Source organism: Vreelandella sulfidaeris Esulfide1, assembly GCF_054072535.1.
The window spans coordinates 3,773,175-3,793,142 of record NZ_CM133364.1; the positions used below are offsets into that span (position 1 = coordinate 3,773,175).

Annotated in this window: 19 protein-coding genes; 7 read left to right on the forward strand and 12 right to left on the reverse strand. The window is 54.4% G+C overall.

Translation table 11 applies throughout. The features are described from left to right. Positions 1 to 124 precede the first annotated feature (124 nt). Positions 125 to 1,612, forward strand: a complete 1,488-nt coding sequence (gene pdxR / locus ACW44H_RS17555) for a MocR-like pyridoxine biosynthesis transcription factor PdxR (RefSeq protein WP_457505811.1) — start codon at positions 125 to 127, stop codon at positions 1,610 to 1,612. A gap of 8 nt (positions 1,613 to 1,620) precedes the next feature. On the opposite strand, the gene ACW44H_RS17560 is transcribed toward pdxR, so the two are convergent. Then, complete coding sequence (locus tag ACW44H_RS17560) at positions 1,621 to 2,970, reverse strand: aminotransferase class III-fold pyridoxal phosphate-dependent enzyme (RefSeq protein ID WP_457505812.1); 1,350 nt, start codon at positions 2,968 to 2,970, stop codon at positions 1,621 to 1,623. Between the two features lie 268 nt (positions 2,971 to 3,238). Here ACW44H_RS17560 and ACW44H_RS17565 point away from each other — a divergent pair, with 268 nt between their 5' ends. Continuing rightward, positions 3,239 to 4,000, forward strand: a complete 762-nt coding sequence (locus tag ACW44H_RS17565; protein WP_113269266.1) for an SDR family NAD(P)-dependent oxidoreductase — start codon at positions 3,239 to 3,241, stop codon at positions 3,998 to 4,000. Here ACW44H_RS17565 and ACW44H_RS17570 read toward each other — a convergent pair. From ACW44H_RS17570 to ACW44H_RS17610, 9 genes are all read right to left on the reverse strand, one after another. After that, the gene (locus ACW44H_RS17570) at positions 3,997 to 4,935 is read right to left on the reverse strand and encodes a diguanylate cyclase (RefSeq protein WP_457505813.1); all 939 of its coding nucleotides are present in this window, start codon (positions 4,933 to 4,935) and stop codon (positions 3,997 to 3,999) included. The two genes, ACW44H_RS17565 and ACW44H_RS17570, sit on opposite strands and share 4 nt — an antisense overlap. Positions 4,936 to 5,222: 287 nt before the next feature. Continuing rightward, a complete protein-coding gene (locus tag ACW44H_RS17575) occupies positions 5,223 to 6,098 on the reverse strand; it encodes an NAD(P)-dependent oxidoreductase (RefSeq protein WP_457505814.1) in 876 nt (291 codons plus the stop codon). Between the two features lie 44 nt (positions 6,099 to 6,142). Next, a complete protein-coding gene (locus ACW44H_RS17580; protein ID WP_457505815.1) occupies positions 6,143 to 6,289 on the reverse strand; it encodes an aldehyde dehydrogenase family protein in 147 nt (48 codons plus the stop codon). A gap of 52 nt (positions 6,290 to 6,341) precedes the next feature. Continuing rightward, positions 6,342 to 7,742, reverse strand: coding sequence for an amidase (locus ACW44H_RS17585; protein WP_457505816.1), 1,401 nt, complete (start codon positions 7,740 to 7,742; stop codon positions 6,342 to 6,344). A gap of 23 nt (positions 7,743 to 7,765) precedes the next feature. Continuing rightward, complete coding sequence (locus ACW44H_RS17590; protein WP_113269262.1) at positions 7,766 to 8,233, reverse strand: RidA family protein; 468 nt, start codon at positions 8,231 to 8,233, stop codon at positions 7,766 to 7,768. Between the two features lie 40 nt (positions 8,234 to 8,273). After that, positions 8,274 to 9,548, reverse strand: a complete 1,275-nt coding sequence (locus tag ACW44H_RS17595) for a TRAP transporter large permease (protein WP_457505817.1) — start codon at positions 9,546 to 9,548, stop codon at positions 8,274 to 8,276. Between the two features lie 16 nt (positions 9,549 to 9,564). Further along, complete coding sequence (locus ACW44H_RS17600) at positions 9,565 to 10,086, reverse strand: TRAP transporter small permease (RefSeq protein WP_113269261.1); 522 nt, start codon at positions 10,084 to 10,086, stop codon at positions 9,565 to 9,567. Between the two features lie 62 nt (positions 10,087 to 10,148). Continuing rightward, a complete protein-coding gene (locus ACW44H_RS17605; RefSeq protein ID WP_457505818.1) occupies positions 10,149 to 11,150 on the reverse strand; it encodes a TRAP transporter substrate-binding protein in 1,002 nt (333 codons plus the stop codon). A 78-nt stretch (positions 11,151 to 11,228) separates the two neighbouring features. After that, on the reverse strand, positions 11,229 to 12,224 hold the full coding sequence (locus ACW44H_RS17610; protein ID WP_457505819.1) for an asparaginase: 996 nt from the start codon (positions 12,222 to 12,224) through the stop codon (positions 11,229 to 11,231). A 216-nt stretch (positions 12,225 to 12,440) separates the two neighbouring features. On the opposite strand from ACW44H_RS17610, the gene ACW44H_RS17615 reads away from it, so the two are divergent. Then, positions 12,441 to 13,202 carry a FadR/GntR family transcriptional regulator gene (locus ACW44H_RS17615; RefSeq protein ID WP_113269258.1) on the forward strand — a complete coding sequence of 254 codons (762 nt, stop codon included), beginning with the start codon at positions 12,441 to 12,443 and terminating at the stop codon, positions 13,200 to 13,202. 39 nt (positions 13,203 to 13,241) lie between these two features. Here the strand turns inward: ACW44H_RS17615 and ACW44H_RS17620 are convergent, their stop codons facing one another. Beyond that, on the reverse strand, positions 13,242 to 14,135 hold the full coding sequence (locus ACW44H_RS17620) for a LysR family transcriptional regulator (RefSeq protein WP_457505820.1): 894 nt from the start codon (positions 14,133 to 14,135) through the stop codon (positions 13,242 to 13,244). A 183-nt stretch (positions 14,136 to 14,318) separates the two neighbouring features. Here ACW44H_RS17620 and ACW44H_RS17625 point away from each other — a divergent pair, with 183 nt between their 5' ends. Next, entirely contained in the window at positions 14,319 to 14,642 is a 324-nt protein-coding gene (locus ACW44H_RS17625; RefSeq protein ID WP_113269256.1) for a DUF1127 domain-containing protein, read from the forward strand. A gap of 104 nt (positions 14,643 to 14,746) precedes the next feature. Beyond that, positions 14,747 to 15,238: a YciE/YciF ferroxidase family protein gene (locus ACW44H_RS17630; protein WP_113269255.1), complete on the forward strand. Its 492-nt coding sequence runs from the start codon at positions 14,747 to 14,749 to the stop codon at positions 15,236 to 15,238. A gap of 113 nt (positions 15,239 to 15,351) precedes the next feature. On the opposite strand, the gene ACW44H_RS17635 is transcribed toward ACW44H_RS17630, so the two are convergent. Then, positions 15,352 to 17,487: a PhoX family protein gene (locus ACW44H_RS17635; RefSeq protein ID WP_457505821.1), complete on the reverse strand. Its 2,136-nt coding sequence runs from the start codon at positions 17,485 to 17,487 to the stop codon at positions 15,352 to 15,354. Between the two features lie 210 nt (positions 17,488 to 17,697). Here ACW44H_RS17635 and hemP point away from each other — a divergent pair, with 210 nt between their 5' ends. Both hemP and ACW44H_RS17645 read left to right on the forward strand, forming a co-directional pair. Then, a complete protein-coding gene (hemP, locus tag ACW44H_RS17640; protein ID WP_457505822.1) occupies positions 17,698 to 17,868 on the forward strand; it encodes a hemin uptake protein HemP in 171 nt (56 codons plus the stop codon). A gap of 97 nt (positions 17,869 to 17,965) precedes the next feature. After that, entirely contained in the window at positions 17,966 to 19,942 is a 1,977-nt protein-coding gene (locus tag ACW44H_RS17645) for a TonB-dependent receptor domain-containing protein (RefSeq protein WP_457505823.1), read from the forward strand. Positions 19,943 to 19,968 lie beyond the last annotated feature (26 nt).

Sequence of the window (19,968 nt, forward strand, 5' to 3'; positions counted from 1 at the left end):
TTTTTTATCCTCCTCTCGATTAGAGCCAGTTGGCGTAAAGTAAAAGGACAGTTGGCGATCATAAAGCTGGCACGGAAGATGCTTAGTTTTAATGGAGAAAGGGTTTATTTGAGAGGAAAAGTGTATGACAACGCTGTGTCTTGAGGTCGACCCCAACGCTGCCACCTGCCTGCAAGAACAGCTAAGAGAAACGCTGCTGGAGGCAATACGCGTAGGCAGCTTGCCGAGTGATGATGCGCTCCCTTCCTGCCGCAAGCTTTCTCAGCAACTGGGCATTTCGCGCAACACAGTGTCTATCGTTTACGAAAAACTAGTTGAAGATGGTTATTTAATTAGTCGCCCCCGTAGCGGCTATTATTTACACCCTGATTATAACGACCCGCAATCGACGCTTAATTCATCACAAACAGCGTTAACCAAAAAAGATAACGGAACAATAAGCGCACCAAACTGGCACAACCGCATTATTCAGCGCCCTACTAACTACCAAGGCATTCTCAAACCAGGCAATTGGTCCGAGTACGCATACCCGTTTATTTATGGCCAGTTAGACACCCAACTCTTTCCGTTAGCCCAATGGCGCGATGTTTCTCGGCGTTTACTAAGTTCACAGCGTGATAAACCATGGCTGCGTGACCGCATTGATCAGGATGACCCGCTATTAATTGAACAACTGCGAAAACGTATTTTGCCACGTAGGGGAATCTTCGCTCGCTCGGAAGAGATTCTGATTACCATGGGAACGCAAAATGCGCTCTACTTGATTGCACAACTGCTCTGCCATCGGGGCACCCGCGTAGCCTTGGAATCCCCCGGCTACCGCGAGGCAATGAATGTGTTTTCTCACCGCGGCGCGAGCCTACAATTTCAAACCGTGGACACAGACGGCATGTGTCTTGAAGGCTCACAGCAGTGCGACTACCTGTATGTCATGCCAAGCCACCAAGTACCCACCGGCGTGACGATGAGCCGCGAGCGGCGGGATGCCTTATTAGCCCAGCTGTCTCATCACGACCAAATCGTCATCGAGGATGACTACGACGCTGAAATTCACGGCGACCAGTTCGCACTGCCTGCGCTCAAAGCCAGCGCACAGAGCGCACGGATTATCTATATGGGCAGCTTATCCAAAGCGCTCTCGCCCGGGCTGCGCATGGGTTACGTAGTGGCCGACGCCGAAGTGATTGATGAGCTGCGGGCGCTGCGCCGCATGATGTACCGTCACCCTCCCGCCGCATTGCAGCATCAGTTGGCGCAGTTTATTTCTCAAGGCTATTACGAGCGCTATTTAAAGCTGCATGTGGAAGAGATTGATCGACGGAGGGATGCCATGCGGGTTGCCATTGATCAAGCGCTACCAGGCTGCCACAGCCATAGCAGCAACCGCTCCAGCGCTTTCTGGATGGAGGCCGATGCCTGCATCGATACCCAGCGATTAGCTTGGCACGCCGCCCAGCGTGGCGTGCTGATTGAACCCGGCTTTCAACACTTCTTCGATGTCGCCCCGCCACGCCGTTTTTTCCGTTTGGGGTTTGGTGCAATCGAAAGGGAACTTATCAACCCAGGCCTACAGCGCCTGGGTCTCGCCTACGATAACGCTTTAGCTACGTAGCCAATATCTTACTGAAGTGATGCGGTATAGCCTTCAAAAACGCGCGCTAGAATTGCCAAGCCCTCCTCCACTTCCTCCGGAGTCACAATGCACGGTGGTACTACGTGAATACGGTTTTCGACAGTAAATACCAGCAGCCCTTGCTCCATTAGTAGCTGCTTGAGTTTCAGCACTTCTGTCCCAGGTAGCGGCGTTTTACGTACCGGGTCGCTCACTAACTCCAAGGCATGGAATACGCCTACACCTCGCCAATCACCAATGATGGGGTGGCACTCAGCAAGCCTTTTCAGTCCCTCCGCTAGCGGGCCGTTACCAACGTTATCGGCATTTTCTACGATGCCTTCCTCTTCCATGGCATCCAAGGTGGCCACAATGGCTGCCATTGCTAACGGATGGCCGGAGTAAGTGAGGCCCCCGACAAAAAAATGATCATCGAAATAGCGTGAGATTGGCTCAGAGATAATCACGCCACCTGCCGGTACATAACCCGAGTTGACCCCCTTGGCGAAGACAATTAGATCGGGCGCCATGTCGTAATGCTCAAAGGCGAACCAGCGTCCCGTGCGGCCGAAACCGGCCATGACTTCATCAAGAATCAGTACGATACCAAACTCGTCGGCGAGCTTTCTGACGCCCTGCAGATACGCTTTAGGAGGTAATAGCACACCTGCCGTCCCGGGAATGGTTTCCAGCAGAATGGCTGCGACTGCGTTGGCGCCTTCGCACTCAATCACCCGGCGCAAATGGGTCAGTGCACGCTCACACTCTTCTTCTTCGTCCCGCGCCCAAAACTCACTGCGATAAAGGTAGGGATTGAAGAAGTGCACGTGCCCACTGGCATACTCGTTAGGCACCCGTCGCCAATCGCCGGTGGCGGCAATCGCTGAGCCGGTATTGCCGTGGTAGGAGCGGTAGGCGGATAGTATTTTGCTTCGCCCGGTATAAAGGCGCGCCATTCGGATGGCGTTCTCGTTGGCATCGGCCCCCGCATTGGTAAAAAACACCTTACTAAACCCATCGGGCGCTTTGGCGATAATACGCTTGGCTGCTTCGCCCCGGGCTAAGTTGGCATGGGCTGGAGCAATCGTGCAAAGGCTGGCGGCTTGTGCTTGTATCGCGTTCACTACGCGGGGGTGTTGATGGCCGATATTGGTATTCACTAACTGACTACTAAAATCCAAATACTCACGCCCCGAGTAGTCCCATACACGACATCCTTGCGCACCCGCGATAACCATGGGGTCTAAACTGCCTTGCTGAGCCCATGAGTGAAATACATACTGACGATCCAGGCCATGCACATAGCGATTATCCGCACTGTGGCTGGTGGGATAAGAAGCGTCAAAATTGGCATTCATAACAAGCACCCTGTTTAATCCATAAGGAGATAGCGTGCTTGCCAGCCTAGTGAGTTCGATCTCTCAGGCTGTAGGGCCAATCGTTACGCGCAAGAGGGACAGACGCAACAGAGAGAGTCAATGTCACACTATCGAGCGCTAACTGGCTCTAAGCGTTTTTATCGGTGCTGCTTAGAGTAGCGAAATGCACTGCCTGATATCGAAGATAAGTTAATAACTAAAAACGAATGTATATCTACTCATTGTTAACTATAAAGGAGATACCCCTATGCCCAGCGTACTTATCACCGGAGCTACATCAGGGTTTGGTAAAGCGGCGGCACAGCGCTTTGCAAAAGCGGGCTGGTCGTTGATTTTAACCGGGCGACGGGTAGAACGCTTAAAAGCACTCGAGGAGGAGCTTTCCGAGCAGGTACCCGTACTCACCTTGGCACTGGATGTTCGCGACAGTGATGCAGTCACTGACGCCATTGGTAGTCTACCGGAAAGCTTCTTGCCGCTGACATGCTTGATTAACAATGCGGGGTTAGCACTAGCGCCGGAACCCGCGCAAAAGGTGGCGTTGCAAGATTGGCACACAATGATTGACACTAATATTACCGGGCTGGTTAACGTTACCCACGCAGCGTTGCCGCTATTGCTCAAAAACAGCGAAGGCGCGAGCATTCTTAATCTCGGCTCAGTCGCGGGCCAGTGGCCCTATCCGGGGGGGCATGTGTATGGGGCGTCGAAAGCATTCGTTCAGCAGTTTAGCTATAACTTACGCTGCGACTTATTGGGAACGGGCGTGCGCGTGACGGACCTAGCCCCTGGCATGGCGGAAACCGAGTTCACACTGGTCAGGACCAAAGGTAATCAAGCCGCCTCAGACGCACTTTATAAAGGTACAACGCCGCTTCAAGCGGAAGATATTGCAGAGCAGCTTTACTACCTAGCCACCTTGCCACCCCACATCAATATCAATCGCTTGGAAATTATGTCGGTACGCCAAGCATGGTCAGCCTTCGCCATTGATCGCGACCCTGCTTAAGCCTGCTTCGCGGAGCTAAATAAACCACCCGTTGAGACACGATCACGCCCTTTTTCTTTCGCTAGATAAAGGGCGTTATCCACTCTTTTCATCAAGTTCTTAACCGATTCTGACGAATGAACCTCTACGACACCAAAGCTAGCCGTGACGCAATTTTGAAGGGGAAAAGCAGTATGTTTGATAGCGCTTCGGATTTTGTCTGCTAGCCGCACGGCTTGTTCAAGCGATGTTTCAGGGGCGAGTAGCATAAACTCTTCGCCACCCCAGCGCGCGCAGCAGTCTGCTTTACGCAAGTTACGCTTAAGCAGATGGGCAAGCTCTATCAGCACTTGATCACCTACATCGTGGCCGTAGCTATCATTAATGTCTTTGAAGTAATCAATATCCAGCATAATCAGGGAAAGCGGACGGGCGTAGCGGTGCTGTCGATTTAACTCGCTTTTCAGTATCACATCGAACTGAGATCTGTTAACCAGCCCCGTTAGCATATCTGTTGTTGCTAGCCGCTCAAGCTGGGCTTCTTTTTCTATCTGTTCGGTAACATCACGCTGGGTTAACACCAGGGTAGAGTGACCCTTATGAAAACCGCCCATCGCCGTAATTCGCCATTCAATATGTCTGTTTCTGCCATTATGCCAGCGGGAGATTTCACGACCGCTAATGCCTTCAAAGACACCATCTTCGCTGTTAGTAAGTGGGTATAGCGCCTTATAAAGCTGGGTGATAATCTGCTGGTTGGCCGCTTCTTGCTGAACCACGACGGGGGCAGCACCTAGCCATGCTTCTCGACTACCGCCCCATAATCGCTGGTAGTCAGTATTTACATCCACAATGCGGATGCCTGAGGGGCCTTCTTGCACGCTTAGGATCGCCACCGCGTGGCCGGGCTGTTCGCCATTTGCATCCATCCCTGGACGCGAATAGTGCTGATACATTCTATTTACTCATCCTTGTGTAGTAGCCGTGCGGTATATGGCTGAATACAGCCACTCTAGTGTCATGCACCAGCACTGTTAGCACCCACCTCTAAGCGATTTCTCACTATCCATCGCAAGATTCCGCTTATATTTACCACCAAAACCACTTAAATGATACTGTTTATTGCTATTTGTTAACGAAATGTAAGCAACGAAACGACAAAAAATTAAAAAATTTTAGGCGTTTTGCTTAGATTGCTTTTGCCTAGTAAGGTTCCTTAGAATTAGGTTTTTATAATCAATCATTAACCCCGCTGCACCAAAACACCAATGATTTCCGGCACCGACAGCCTACTGTCTTCAATAGACGTATAGAGTGCATGCACTGCCCCTGCGACGCCACGTTCCACCCCAAGCTCATTGGTCATGGTGTGGTAGTAACCGAGATCCTTGCTGGCATTGGCCACTGTAAATTTGAAACCCGAAGGATCGTTTTCAGCAATATAAGGGCGCAACCGCTCAAGCACCACGCCACCACCGCCACCTGCGCCCAAGACTTCCAGCAGTGCTGTATCGCTAATCCCCGCTTTACGAGAAGCCGCAGTGGCCTCGGCCAATACTGCCGAAAACCCAAGTGACACGAAGTTATGCAACAATTTAAGAGTATGCCCCGCGCCTACATCGCCCGCGTGGGCAATATTTTCCGCAAACCCTTGCAGCAGAGGCAGCGTTTCATCGAACAGTGCCTTGGGCGCACCAACAATCAAGTTGAGCCGCCCTTCTGCGGCCTCTTTCGGCGTGCGCGTCATGGCGGCATCCATAAAGCGGCCGCCCGCTTCAGTTACTCTGGCAGCCACTTTTTCGGTTGAGCTGGGCAAGGCGGTAGAGCAATCCACCACGACACAACCGGGCTTTAATCCATCCAAAACACCGTTGGGCTCGAACAGCACCGCTTCTACTTGAGGCGACCCCGTGACACATAGAATCACCACGTCAGCGCTTTTTGCCACTTCGCTACCGGCACTCAGCGCGGTAGCACCGGCAGCAAGTAGGTCTTCCACCGGTTGATTACCCGGGTGTTCAAGAAAGCTGACCTGATGGCCTGCACGCAGCAGGCTGCTGGCGATGCCATGCCCCATCAAACCAACCCCGACGATGCCTACTTGGCGAACTGTTGTCATTATAATAACTCCGTTCTTGGAAATAGCTCCGCTCTTGCAACTAGCTAGTCATGCTTAATAGCCACTGTCTTGATACGTGTGTAGCTCCGCAGCCCTTCAAAGCCTTTATCCCGGCCGTGTCCTGAGCTCCCAACGCCACCAAAAGGTAGTGCAACACCACCGGCGGCGCCGTAATTATTGATGAACAGCACGATGTGGGCTTTACACTGCAAATCGGCGGCAGTACTTAGCCCACCTCAGCGCTCACACCGCTGGCGGTTGACCAAGAATCTCCAAGCCTGATCCCAACTCGTTTTCAATTGCCTGACCGATGGCTAGCAGGTTGGCGTCTTGCCAGGGCCCGGCCAGCACTTGCAGGCCAACGGGCATGCCTGCGGCGTCTTTCCCAACCGGCAGCGTTAAGGCACATAGACCGAGGAAGTTAGCGATCACCGTATTGCGCAGGGCGTGCATATTGGCTTTGGGATAAGCGCCTTCTGGCTCGAGGCTTTCGATAGTGGGCGGGGTAATCGCCACCGTGGGCGTAAGCACCGCATCGACATCGGCCATGCGAGCGACGGCAGAGGCGGCAAGCGAATCCAGCACCGTGCGACGACGCACATACTCCCAGGCGGGCATGTCATCTGCCGCTTTAACGCGGGCGGCGACGTTAGGATCCAAGGAGTCAATCATCTCGGGTAGTTCAGTTTTTAAAAAAGCTGCCAATTCCGGCGCAGCCACACCGCCCAGCTTGAAGAGTTCGTACGCGTCGTCGATGCCGGGCAACTCGAGGGTGACTATGCGTGCCCCGGCGGCTTCCAACTGCTTAATGGCAGCGCGTACAGTTTCTGCGATACCTGGACTGCAGTCGTCCCAGAAAAACGTTTCTGGCACCCCAAAGGTCAACCCGGCAAGCGATGGTGTCGCTGGCACTCGATCATCCTGACCGCTAAGGCCGCTATCCAACGCATCGAACGCAAAGGCAAGATCATCGACCCACCGCGCCAGCAACCCTGGGGTATCCAGCGTGCTTGAAAGCGGTACGATCTGCTCGATCGACCAGCGCCCGGCGGTGGTTTTCAATCCCACTACGCCGGTCATCGAGGCAGGAATACGCACTGAACCGGCGGTGTCGGTGCCCAACGCCAGGCTTGCCGTACCACTCACTAACGAAACACCTGCGCCAGAGCTGGAGCCGCCAGGCGTGCGGTGCTGATGTGCATCCCAGGGGTTACGTGGCGCGCCCCAGTGGGCATTGGTGCCCAGGCCGCCAAAGGCAAACTCAACGGAGTGGGTTTTACCCATCACGGAAGGCAGCTGTTTCAGTAGCGCGCTCACCACCGGGCCAGGACGCTCCCAGCGCTTCGGCAGCCGCTGAGAAGAGCCCGCATAAGTCGGCAACCCCGTCACGGCGTAGATATCTTTGATCGATACCGCCATACCCATTAGCGCCCCCGCATCACCACCTTGAGCGAGCACCGCATCGGCCGCTTTTGCCATTGCCAGCGCCTGCTCGCCGTTCCAGGTGAGGTAGGCGTGGTCGTGTTTGCCGCGCTGTTGATAAGCAGCGATTGCCGCTTCGACCAGCGCGGTAGCCGTCAGCGTGCCCGTACGAAGCCGCTCGTGCTGCTCACGTAACGGTAGAAAAATGGGTGAGTTCTGCATGCTTTACCTACCTCTGTGGGTGCTTAACGCACTTCAAAAATCGCTTCGACTTCTACCGCCGCATTGCCGGGCAGTGTCGCCACCCCAATGGCGGTTCTAGCGTGACGCCCCGCATCGCCAAATAGCGCGACAAATAGCTCTGATGCACCGTTGATGACCAGCGGCACATCATGAAAGCCCGGCGCTACATTGACGAAGCCATTCATGCGCACGCAGCGCACCACGCGTGAGAAGTCGCCATCAACAGCATCGCTCAATTCAGCCAAGAGGTTTAAAGCACACGCCTGAGCCGCCAGTTTGCCGGTTTCAAGATCGAACTCACTCCCCACCTTGCCAGGGTAGAGAACATCCCCGCCACGTTCACAAATCTGGCCGGCCAAAAACAATTGGTTGCCCAATCGAGACCAAGGCAGAAACAGGCCGCGTGGTGTTGGAATCGCCGGTAACGTAAGCCCCTGCTCCGCCACCGCTTGTTCAATCGTTTTGCTCATGGTTCGTTGTCCTTATTGGTTAACGTATTCAAGCGATTCATTAATAAATCAGTGAGGGCAGCCAGGTACTTAGCCATGGAACATAGGTGATGATAATCAGCGCTAACAGCATCAAACCAATCAGCGGCAAACAGGCCTTGAAAACTTCCTGCAGCGACATCTTGGATATCGCCATGGCAACGAACAGATTTAGCCCAACAGGCGGTGTAATCATCCCTACCGAGAAGTTGATCAGCGTGATCACCCCAAAATGCACCGGATCCACGCCCACCTGGGCGGCAATAGGCTGCAGCAGTGGCGAGAGCACGATGATGGCCGAGGCGCTATCAAGGAAGAAACCAGCAACGATCATCACGACATTAAACAGCGCCATGACCTGAAACGGGTCGTCTGTCCACGAAAGCACCTCGCCTGCCAACTGGCTAGGCGTGCCGGTAATGGCGAGCAGCCAAGAAAAAGCAGATGCCCCCGCGGTAATCAGCAGTAGCGTCGCGGAAATCAACCCAGAGCTTCTTAGTGTTCCCACTAGTTCCGTTACGTTAATGGTGCGATAAACCACCATGCCTACAAACAAGCCATATACACAGGCGACCGCCGCCGATTCGGTCGGAGTAAAGACGCCACTGTAGATGCCCCCCAGCAGAATCACCGGCAGTCCCAGGCCCCAGGCAGCATCTTTAAAGGCGACTAAAATTTGCCGCAGCGAAGGGAAAGGAGCTCGTTCATAGCCTTTGATGCTGCTAAAGACGATGCAGTAGGCGATGAGAATCGAGGCAATCACTATGGCGGGCAGCAGGCCCGCTGCAAACAGCCGCCCCACCGAAGTACCGGTCACTGAGCCGTAGATAATCAGTGCAATACTCGGCGGCACTATCGGCCCCAAGGTACCGGCGGTAGCGATCAACCCAATCGCAAAGCGCTTATCGTAGCCAGCCGCGACCAGTGCCGGGAACATGATCGAGCCAATCGCCACCACCGTGGCAGGGCTTGAACCGGAAATGGCCCCGAAGAAGAGACATGACAGCACCGTAGCCGCTGCCAAGCCCCCTGGCACCCACCCTACCAGCGCCTTGGCAAGATTGATCAATCGGTCGGAAAGCCCGCCAATCCGCATCAACTCCGCCGCCAGGATAAAGAACGGGATCGCCATCAGCGAAAAGTTGTTCATGCCGGTAAACATGCGCATCGGCACGATGACCGGATTGGTGGCACCAAAGAATTCAATGGCAAGAAACACCGCCAATGCCAAGGAAGCAAAGATGGGCAGCCCGAGCAGTAGCACGGCAAAAAAGATCGGTAATAATGCAGTAATCATGGTCGCTCTCCAGGGGTTAAATGAGCTTATCCGAACCGGCTACAAGCTCTTCGGAGAGTCCTACCGGAGGCTTTTTCCAGACTTCATTGATGACCCATAGATAACGCAGAATCAGCAGTACACCGGATATGCCAATCGGGAGATAGAACCATGCCATCGGCAGACGAAGTGCAGCGGTTAACTGCCCGCGATCCAGCGTGCTGAAATAGAGCACAAAGCCGTAATAGGTCATGAAGCCGGCGAACACGATACCGATCAGTGCTGCGATCATGTGCAGCCAGCGGTTCACAGCGGGCGAGGCAATGGCATTCAGTACATCCACCGAAATATGCGTGCCATGGCGCACACCCATACTGGCACCGACAAAACTCATACAGATAATGGAGTAAATAACGACTTCTTCAGCCCAAAATAGCGAACCGCTAAAGCCGTAGCGATACACGACTTGGATGGTAGTGAGGATGGTCGCAATCGACATGAAAACGACCATCGCCACACTTTCCAAGCGATCAAGACATTTGTTGAGCGCTTCGAACATGAGATATCCACACCCTGAAAGGGGTAAGAAGAGAGGAGCCAGGTCTTAGCAGACCCGTTGGATCAATACTCGATACCTACAGCGTCATAGACCTTATGCAGCAACTCGGTAGTGACGATTGCTTCATACTCTTCGTGCACCGGCATGCTGGCTTCAATAAAGGCGTCGCGCTGCTCAGGGGTGAGTTCGTTAATCGCTATCTCGTCTTTGATCTCTTCCATGATGGTCTCTTCGTCCTGCAGCGTTAGCGCACGGGACGTATCTCGACCGTTATCAAAGGCTTCCAGCATGACCGCCTGCAGATCTTCCGGCAGCGAGTCCCAAGAGTCCTGGTTCATTACCGCTGCATAGGCGTGGTAGGCGTGATTGGTCAGCGAGAGATAATCTTGCACCTCATGGAAACGCATGGTGTAGATGTTGGCCAGTGGGTTTTCCTGCCCCGACACCACACCCTGCTGCAGGCCGTTGTAAACCTCGGTGAAAGCCATGGCGGTGGCGTTAGCCCCCAGGTTTTCATAGGTGGAGATGATGATCGGCGCCTGCATGGTACGCATGCGGATACTGTCCATATCTTCGGGGTTTTCGATTGGGCGGTCATTGTTGGTGATATGGCGGAAACCCGCTCCCCAGAAATTGACGCCAACCATGTTATGGCCATTTAGGGTATCGAGGATTTCGCGGCCCACTTCACCATCCAGAGTTTCCACCATGGTGTCGTAGTCGGCAATCAAGAACGGCAGATCCAAAATCTGCATGCGCGGCTCAAAGTTGCCCAGCGTGGCCGTTGGCGGGATACCAATATCGACAAGACCCATTTGAATCTGCTCAATGATTTCAACGTCGCCCCCCACTTGCGCAGCTGGCAGTACGTTAATCTCGATACGACCGTCGGATTTCTCCTCTACCTCTTCTTTAAAGCGCAGCGCCGCTTGGCCGTTCGGTGTCTCTTCAATCAGTACGTGGGCGAAGCTGAAGGTATAGTCGGCTGCATAGAGTTGCGCTGCACTTAGAGAAGCGGCAGCAATAGCAGCAGAGAGGGTGGCTTTTGTCAGGGTTAGTTTCATGTCCAGCACCTTATTTAGTTATGGTGAATTGCTTTTTTAGTTTCCTGTTACTGCAGTTGAGCAAGGTTGAAAGGCCGCTCACGCCATCAAGCGTTCCATCGCTTCTCCCAGCGCTTCACGCGGGGTACTACTCAGCAGCAAGGCAAGTGCAAGCCTTGCCTTACGTGCACTGATATCGTTGAGCGCGATCACCCCAGCAGACATTAAATCGGCCAAGCTGCCGCTAAACTCATAACTGGTATTCACCGGTCCTTGAGCGCAACTACTCACGACCGCGACAGGGACGCCTGCGCTAACCAATGCTCGTATTTCGTTCATCCAGCCAGGTGGCACGTGGCCCCGGCCTAAGCCATCGATCACCACCCCCTGCGCCCCACTCTTCACGCAGGCGTTTAGCAGTGCAGGCGAGGCATCCAGATAGGCGGGCAGTAGGTCGACACGCGGCAGCGGGGTATCCCACTCCTCAATGAGGGGCGTTGTCGCCGTTCCCGTGTGATAAAGTTTTAACCGCCACCCATCGATATAACCCAGCGAACCGGCGCCGGGGGCGTTAAAGCCATTCAACTGAAAACTGCTCACTTTGTGGGCATAACGCGCCGCAAACAGTGACTCGTTGAACACCACGACACAGCCAAGCTGACTCAGTTGGGGGTTGGCCGCCGCCACGATGGCATCGCAAATGTTTTTAAAGGCATCGGTACCTAGCTGGTGAGGCGCCCGCTGAGAACCGGTGATCACACAGGGTTTATCCGCTGGCAGCGTGAGCGATAAAAAGTAAGCGGTCTCTTCCAAAGTATCGGTACCGTGGGTGATCACCAGACCGTCCACATCCGCCCGCAACAATGCTTTCCGCCCTTGGCGATGGAGTTCAGCAAGATCAGCGAGGGTGACGGCATTACTGGGCTTTTGCAGGATCGATATCACTTCTAACGTAACGTCGACGCCCTGCGGCAGCGCCACCTGCTCTAGCAACTGCTCGCCGCTTAATGCCCCTGACTGGCTTCGCCCTGAGCCACTGGGCTTGCTGGCAATAGTGCCGCCCGTGGTCAATACCACGATGTGCTTTTTGGTCATTCAGGTTCTCGTGTTTTATGTCTTACTGAACAAACAGCAGACATCAGATGTCTGATTTCAGACTAGACTAAAGAACAATCCATTAGCAAGGCAGCCACATAAAACAATGAGAAATAAATATATTTCTTTTAAGTATACCCAAGCGAGTGTCTTAAGCCGCTAGGCTTAGAATATTGATAAAATGCAGAAAATACCGATGCGCCACGCGAGGCTCACATGAGTTTTAAACGCCAGCCAGAGATGAATTCGATCAGCAATACAACGTCATTTGGGGATTCGATGGAGCGCAGCTCAGTTGCACTGCAACTATTGGAGCGTATTAAAAGTGCTCTAATACGAGGCGACCTCAAGCCAGGGGATTACCTGCCTTCGGAAACGGAGCTCACTCACACCCTGGGCATTGGTAAATCCAGCGTGCGTGAAGCCATCAAGATGCTGCAAGCGATAGGGATTGTCGAAGTCAAACGGGGCCAAGGCACCATGATTCGCCGCGAACCAGGCACGCCGCTCGTCGACCCAATGGCATTCGGAATGATCCTGGCACGGGGCATGACACGGGACGTATTGGAATTCCGTCTTATGTTTGAGCCAGCGTATACCCTTCAAGCCATGCATAGCGCCACAGCAGAGGATCACCAACGCATTCAGCAGAGTATCGACGCCATGGAAGAAGCCATCCGTGCGGGTGCTCAAACCTCCAAGCACGATATCGCCTTCCATCGCGCCATACTGCACAGCACTCATAACCCCATGACTATCCGTGTCGGGGAGACCTTACTGCAACTGATCGAAGCCGCGCTGGAGACCTCTATGCGCTCACTACCAAAAACCGCCTTGAAAGATCACAAAGCGATCTATGCTGCCTTTAAGGCAGGCGACACCGCCGGTATTCACACAGCGATAGCCGTTAGCAGCGAAAGCTGGGAAACCAACTTAACCTATGAAAGTGACAACGAATTGAGTGCGGCACCGCGTTAGCCGACTTGGCAACCTCTTCAGAGGTCTGATGATGTGGGCTCACCCTTCCCGAAAAGCCTCCACCACCCGCTCAGCTAATACCTCACTGGCATCACCACTGCCTGCCCGTTTAACCAGCGCGACTTGGTAATCGCCGAGTGGGGGCAGCGAATCATTGTGGAGCCGCTTGAGCGGTGGCCGAATCAGGCTTTTCGGAAACGGTGAAACAGCAAGGTCTGCCAGCATAGCGGCCTCTTGTCCGGCACAGTGATCGCAGGAGTAGGCGATTCGGTAATTAACACCGGCATTATCCAGGGAGTTGAGTGCGATTCTTCGCCATGCACACCCTTGCTGCGCCAGGGTCACCGGTAATGGGTTGCGCTGAGCCGCAACGCCATCCTCCCGACCTACCCATACCAGCGGTTCACTATGAACCACTTCACCACGTGCCGCCTGTCCAGGTTCTCCAGACATCACCAGCGCCAGATCAAGCTCCCCCTCATCCAACCTAGCGAGCAAATCTATACTGCGCCCAACCACCACATCGACCTGCACCGCCGGGTGCGAGCGGGCAAATTGGGTTAACACAGTGGGCAAAATACGCCCTACCACATCGTCAGTTATACCCAGCCCCACACGCCCTTCTAAGGTAGGGGCTAAAAATTGAGTAACGGCTTCGGCATTAAGCTTCAATAGTCGGCGGCCATAGCCCAGTAGCATTTCACCTTCGGCAGTCAGCCGCACATAGCGCGCCTCACGAACAAATAGCGTTTGTCCGAGCGTCTCTTCCAGGCGTTTGATCTGCATGCTCAGCGCGGAAGGAGTACGAAACAGCTGCTGGGCAGCACGAGTGAAGCTGCCACTTTCCGCGATCATCACAAAGGTGCGCAGCACCTCGCTATCCAGCAGCGGTAAGGCAGCTCGGCTGGGAGTTATCGTCGATAGTTGATTCATCACGCCTGCCTTTCAGAAAAACTTAACACACAGTGTAGATCTTTTCGTTTGATTGAACCAAGGCAAAGTACCAAGCTGATAACCAGAGGTCGCGACCCTCCGCTTATGAATCACTGTTCACCGCTGCCCAGTTGGCGCCCTGGCGCCATTGACTGTGCAGCGGTTGTGAAAAGGAGGTGCGCAATGAAGTGTGAAGATCCTACCCAACATGCCCATAAAGCCTGGGAAAAAGCTAGTCGGCTAGCGCCGCCGCCCAAGCCGCCACAACTTCAGTTTTACGTGCCAGCCATGCCGTCGATGCGGCTAATTCGCGCGTTTGATATGGGCTTGTGGCACTGTCGGCGGCGGTGGCTTTTCCGCCGCCATATAGTGCCGCTGCTGGCCTACGATGACCATGTACTCCGAGATATTGGTTATCGCCGTGAAGATATCCTTTGGGCCAATCAGCTTCCATTGAAGGAGGATGCTATCCAAGCGTTAAAAATCCTGGGGCAGAATCCATTATAAAACTTAACTTATATATATTTATTAACCTCACATTCGTTGCTAGCTTTAAATGATCGCATGGAGTTGCGACTGCTAATTTTCTACCAACCAGCATGGAGCAAAACATGGTTATTAAAAACGCTAACGAGCTTTTCGTTCGCTTGCTTTCTGAAACGAATAGTGCAGAAAAGCAAATTACCCGCGCGCTCCCCAAGATGGCACGAGCGGCGGATGACCCCAAACTGGTCGACGCTTTTAAACATCACCTTGATGAAACCCAAGGCCAGGTAGAAAGGCTTGAAAAAGTCGCTGATAGCGTGCCTGATATCCGCATCAAACGACTGAAATGTTATGCCATGGAGAGCTTGATCGAGGAAGGCCAGGAACTGATTGAAGCGACCGAAAAAGGCGCTGTACGTGATGCAGGTTTGATTGGTGCTGCACAAAAAGTGGAGCATTATGAAATCGCCACTTACGGCACGCTGTGTTCTTTAGCGGAACAATTAGGTTACACCGAAGCTAAAAACATCCTGGCCGAGACTCTTAAGGAAGAGAAGTCTACGGATGACAAGCTAACCACGTTAGCCAAAGAAAACGTTAACAAGAAAGCTGGTTAACGTACCTGAATTTTCCCTGTATTTAGGGTGGGCTTAATCAAATTAGCCCACCCTTCTTACTGGCATTACTGCCTAGCTTATTAGCTAAACACAAACCGCTATAACCCCCTCAACTATACCCCCACTGGCCCACCATCGCGTTTTTGTATCACAACAGTAGCCGCCCGAGGCCGTACCTGACCGCTAGCCGCGACAGTAGCGTCTTGAGCCAGCGCATCGCCATCGGCTGGCCAGTTACCTGGATGCTGAATATTAATGAACAGCGCGGTTTTATCCGGCGTAGCAAAAATACCGGTGACTTCGCAGCCGTTCGGCCCTACCGCAAAGCGTTTTAGCTGCTGCTGATTGCTACTGTTAACCACCGGCCCGGCGCCTTTAATATCATCCAGCCCGTTGGGCACGACCGCGAGCAGTTGGTCGTTGGTGTACTCCGTGATGCCATCATAGCCGTTATCGGTCTGGATCCAGAGAATGCCCTGCCCGTCGCTGCGCTCGTCGAACCAAAGCCCATCAGGGCTTGCAAACTGGTTCATTTCAGTCAGGCCTGAGTGGTTATCTGCATCATCAGTAGCCGCACCAAACACGAACACTTCCCAGGTAAAGGCGTTCGGCAGACGACTTTCACGCCAGCGGATGATGTGTCCGGCCTCGTTATTGGCACGCGGATTCGCCGCGTTGGTCGGTGCTAGATCGTAACCGACACCCCTTTGCTCCAACCGCTCGCCGTCGTTGGTGAAAGTAGGAGAGGTATCCTCTGCAGTACGTTGGCTATTATTGGTTAGGGTGAGATAGACATCGCCCGACGCGGGATCAACCGACGCCCATTCCGGACGATCCATCGGCGTTGCACCCAACAAATCCGCTGCATCGCAGGTGTTGATAATGAGACCTGCCACATCGTCGTCGGCTAGCCCTAATGCCGCCGCCAGCGTACGGCCATCGCGTGTTTGAGCACTGGGCGTTAGCGGCAGCCACTCACCGCTGCCATCTGCATGGAAACGGGCCACATAGAGGGTGCCGTTATCCAAATATTTGTTGCCAATGGCAAGACGATCGTACTCTGCACCTGGGCGGTTGGCATCGGCGGGATCCCAGGCAGCATCAGAAACATATTTATATACGTACTCGTTGCGGGCATCGTGCCCCGAGTAGTAAACCACCGGCTGCCCTGCTTCCAGTTTGCCTAACCAGCACCCTTCATGGCGAAAACGCCCTAATGCCGTCCGCTTAACCGCCCCGGCGTCAGTGTAAGGATCGACTTCTACCTGATAACCGAACGTACGTGCTTCGTTACGGTAGTCATTCTCGGCGCGCTCGCCACGTGGAGTAATATCAAAGCGGGCAAATTCCTCATTTTCCTCCGAGATGTCGCCTGCTGAGGTATCCCAGCCATAGCGGCTCTTGTCCGTAGGAATACCGATACGGGCGTCGTCTTGGAAACGCTCGCCACGATTGACGAAAATATCGGGCCAATTCTCTTCACAGGCAATGTAAGTGCCCCAGGGCGTGACCCCGTTGCCGCAGTTATTATTCGTGCCGCGGGTTTGCATGCCCGTCGGAGAGAACTGCGTTTTTACATAGCTGCTACCCGCGACAGGACCGGAAAGATCCATCACCGTCGCACTCGTGAAGCGGCGGTTATAGCGCGATCCCGGCACATGCGTCCAGCGGCCGTCAGCATCTTTCTCTACCTCTACCAGAGTGACACCGTGGGCGTTGATCTCGGTGCGTGACTCATCTGCTGGCCGCTTGCCCTCTTCGGTATTGGTGGGGCCGCCTTGGGGCGCCCATAGCGCAGCTTGATCGATATATTCATTGTTCAGTGCCAGCACGAAACGACGCGAGGCGTTATCGGCGTCCAGAGCAAAACCAGCCATGCCGTCATGATGCATGCCCACGCTTGCCGCCTGACGCTCAGGGGTCATAGCCTGATCAGCCTGCCACGTGTCGCCCACACTTAACGGCGTGCCCCAAGGTACTAACACCTGAGCCACATAGCCTTCCGGTACCACGATCGCATCAGTAAGTGAGCCGCGCACTGCTTCGAAAGCGAGTGACAGGGGTGTTTTCTGCGTGCCACTTGCAGCAAATGCTTGGGCAGCGCCACCAAAGCTGAGCATCGAAGCAGCCGCTACTCCCAAGCCACCGCGCATCACATCACGTCGGGATACATGACGTGCCAACACCTCGGCGAAAGGTTGATTGCTGCTGTGATTAAACAGGCGATGATCTTCTATCTCTTTACTCATTTTGGTCTCCCCCAGATGTTTGTAGGTCACAATTGAACATGAGAAGACACTAAAGAGGCTAAGTGACAGCATGATGACGGGGGAGACTGCAAAGAGATGAATGCCGTTTGTAGTGTTGGACGCTTTTACTATCCAGGCCCTATTGAGGGACGCTCAGAACTCTGCTAAATTAACGCTAATAGTTATCATTAACATAGGAGTTATTCTCTCATGCAGCTACCCGAGAAGGGCACTGGTCAGGGAGATACGTCATCCTCAATGCCCCGCGAGGTGGAGAGTAGAGAATTACTTGGCAGTTCCGGCCAATTGATTATTCACCATGAACAGCGCCGCTACGTTTTACGCCGCACCAAAAGCGGCAAGTTAATACTTAACGCCTGATATAAAAGTTAGTCACTCATCATAGCCAGCCACCTGCAGCCTTACTGCAACCAGCCAGCGATGTCTTCCACCTCTCTTTGTTGGAACTCTCTGGCACATGAAACACACACGCACCTTTAGTGGCCTCTTGTTAACGCTACTCCCCCTGCTAACCGCCCAAGCAGATGATGCCGAACTTAACCCGGTGACGGTCACCGGCACCCGAGCGCCTACCGACCTTTCCCGGGCACCGCTGATTATCGATATTATTGATCGCGATGACGCCGTGCTGGCCACCGCTAGCCGAGTCGAAGATGTGCTTAGCCGCCAACCAGGCCTGCACGTCGCAGGACAAGGCCGCCGCAATGGCCAAACACTCAGCATGCGCGGTTTTGGCAGCAAAGGGGTGCTGGTGCGCTTGGATGGCGTTCGTCAGGATATTTCCACCGGCCACATCGGTAACTTCTTCCTCGACCCTGGCTTGATTCAAGAAGTGCAGATAGCGCGCGGTGCGCTCTCAAGCCTATATGGCAGCAATGCCATGGGCGGGGTCGTCAGCTTTACCAGCGTGGATGCCGATGACCTGCTTACCCCTGGCGAAGATAGCGGCGTGCGCCTTTCCGTCGGCGGTGCAACTGCCAGCGATGAGCTGCGGGGAAGCCTTACCGCCTTTGGCCGCCACGATACCAGCAACGGCGAAGTAGACGGCCTGTTTTCAGTCGGCCGCAGTGAATCTGGCGACATCCGCCGCGCCGGTGGCGATGAAGCAGAAGAGGATGCCACGCTCAATAGCCTGCTGCTAAAAGGTGGTTGGGAGCCAAGCGACGAGCAACGGGTATTTATGAGCTGGCAGCACTATGACGAAGACGCCACCCAGCCCGCCAACCCACAGCAGCTTTCAACCGATGCCAGCAATCCGCTGCGCGACCGCGATGTTCAGAGCAACAACGTTCAGCTCGGCCACCGCTGGCAGCCCAGTGGGACAACCGAAGTCACTTCACGGCTTACCTTTAGTCAGCAGGATATTGATGAGGCTCAGGCCAACCGCACGCTAGAGCGGGTCGGGCTACAAAGTGACGGCTACCACACCATGAATCACGGCTGGCTTACGCAAACGCTGGTATTTGGTGCCGAACTGGAGCAGGCCCGCCAACGACCGGAGGGTGACGCCAATGGCTTCCCCAACGCCGATATCGATACCCAGGCCGCCTATCTCGACACCACGCTTACCGCTGGTCGCTATCTGGCCGATGGCGGTGTAGGGCAGTTTGACGTTTGCCTGGGTGCCCGCTATGACCGTTACGATGCCAGCGGACAAAACGATGCCGATAGCGTCCACGATCAAGTGTCTCCGCGTTTTCGTCTCGCTTGGCGGCCCGATGACGCTTTGATGCTATTCTCCGGCTACGCCGAAGCCCTCCGCGCCCCCAGCCTGTCCGAGCTTTATGCGAACGAGCGCCACTTCGCTGGCTTCTGCGCCGGGCCCTTCTTCTGTACACCAGATAACTATTGGATTCCCAACCCCAGCCTATCGCCTGAATCCAGCCACACCTGGGAAAGCGGCGCCGTTTGGCATCAGGGCGATTGGCAACTGCGCGCCAGCTACTTCGATACCCGCGCGGACGACTTTATTGATACCCAGGTCGACATTATGGCGGGCACCACCCAAGCGGTGAATGTGCAGCGTGCTCAGCTTTGGGGCTATGACGCCCGGGTTACCTGGCAGCCTACCCCCTTCCCATTCCTAACAAGCTTTGCAGGCCTCTCGGAAGTTTCCGGTAAAGATCGCGACTCTGGCGAACCGCTGGGCAGCCAGACACCCCTGGAAGCGACCCTAGGCAGTGAATTAACGCTCAATAACGGCAGTGTCCGCCTGGGCTGGCAAGCACGCTTTGCTAAATCCTTCGATAAACAGGGCGACGACGAACGCCTGCCCGGCTATGGCCTGCACGACGTTCATCTTGCCTGGCAACTCACTCCGGCCGTGGATACCTCGCTGCGCCTAGCCAATCTTGGCGACAAGGTTTGGTACCGCCCTGACGGCAGCCTGGGCGACGGGCGCAGCCTGTTCGCCACTCTTAACTGGCAGTGGTAAACCCATCCAGTCAACCCGATAGAGGT

Bases quoted from the DNA above. Each gene is read 5' to 3' on its own strand.
- ACW44H_RS17610 (WP_457505819.1), bottom strand. From the start codon at position 12,224: ATGACCAAAAAGCACATCGTGGTATTGACCACGGGCGGCACTATTGCC.
- ACW44H_RS17570 (WP_457505813.1), bottom strand. From the start codon at position 4,935: ATGTATCAGCACTATTCGCGTCCAGGGATGGATGCAAATGGCGAACAG.
- ACW44H_RS17625 (WP_113269256.1), top strand. From the start codon at position 14,319: ATGAAGTGTGAAGATCCTACCCAACATGCCCATAAAGCCTGGGAAAAA.
- pdxR (WP_457505811.1), top strand. From the start codon at position 125: ATGACAACGCTGTGTCTTGAGGTCGACCCCAACGCTGCCACCTGCCTG.
- ACW44H_RS17585 (WP_457505816.1), bottom strand. From the start codon at position 7,742: ATGCAGAACTCACCCATTTTTCTACCGTTACGTGAGCAGCACGAGCGG.
- hemP (WP_457505822.1), top strand. From the start codon at position 17,698: ATGCAGCTACCCGAGAAGGGCACTGGTCAGGGAGATACGTCATCCTCA.
- ACW44H_RS17565 (WP_113269266.1), top strand. From the start codon at position 3,239: ATGCCCAGCGTACTTATCACCGGAGCTACATCAGGGTTTGGTAAAGCG.
- ACW44H_RS17575 (WP_457505814.1), bottom strand. From the start codon at position 6,098: ATGACAACAGTTCGCCAAGTAGGCATCGTCGGGGTTGGTTTGATGGGG.
- ACW44H_RS17620 (WP_457505820.1), bottom strand. From the start codon at position 14,135: ATGAATCAACTATCGACGATAACTCCCAGCCGAGCTGCCTTACCGCTG.
- ACW44H_RS17595 (WP_457505817.1), bottom strand. From the start codon at position 9,548: ATGATTACTGCATTATTACCGATCTTTTTTGCCGTGCTACTGCTCGGG.
- ACW44H_RS17645 (WP_457505823.1), top strand. From the start codon at position 17,966: ATGAAACACACACGCACCTTTAGTGGCCTCTTGTTAACGCTACTCCCC.
- ACW44H_RS17560 (WP_457505812.1), bottom strand. From the start codon at position 2,970: ATGAATGCCAATTTTGACGCTTCTTATCCCACCAGCCACAGTGCGGAT.
- ACW44H_RS17590 (WP_113269262.1), bottom strand. From the start codon at position 8,233: ATGAGCAAAACGATTGAACAAGCGGTGGCGGAGCAGGGGCTTACGTTA.
- ACW44H_RS17615 (WP_113269258.1), top strand. From the start codon at position 12,441: ATGAGTTTTAAACGCCAGCCAGAGATGAATTCGATCAGCAATACAACG.
- ACW44H_RS17600 (WP_113269261.1), bottom strand. From the start codon at position 10,086: ATGTTCGAAGCGCTCAACAAATGTCTTGATCGCTTGGAAAGTGTGGCG.
- ACW44H_RS17630 (WP_113269255.1), top strand. From the start codon at position 14,747: ATGGTTATTAAAAACGCTAACGAGCTTTTCGTTCGCTTGCTTTCTGAA.
- ACW44H_RS17605 (WP_457505818.1), bottom strand. From the start codon at position 11,150: ATGAAACTAACCCTGACAAAAGCCACCCTCTCTGCTGCTATTGCTGCC.
- ACW44H_RS17635 (WP_457505821.1), bottom strand. From the start codon at position 17,487: ATGAGTAAAGAGATAGAAGATCATCGCCTGTTTAATCACAGCAGCAAT.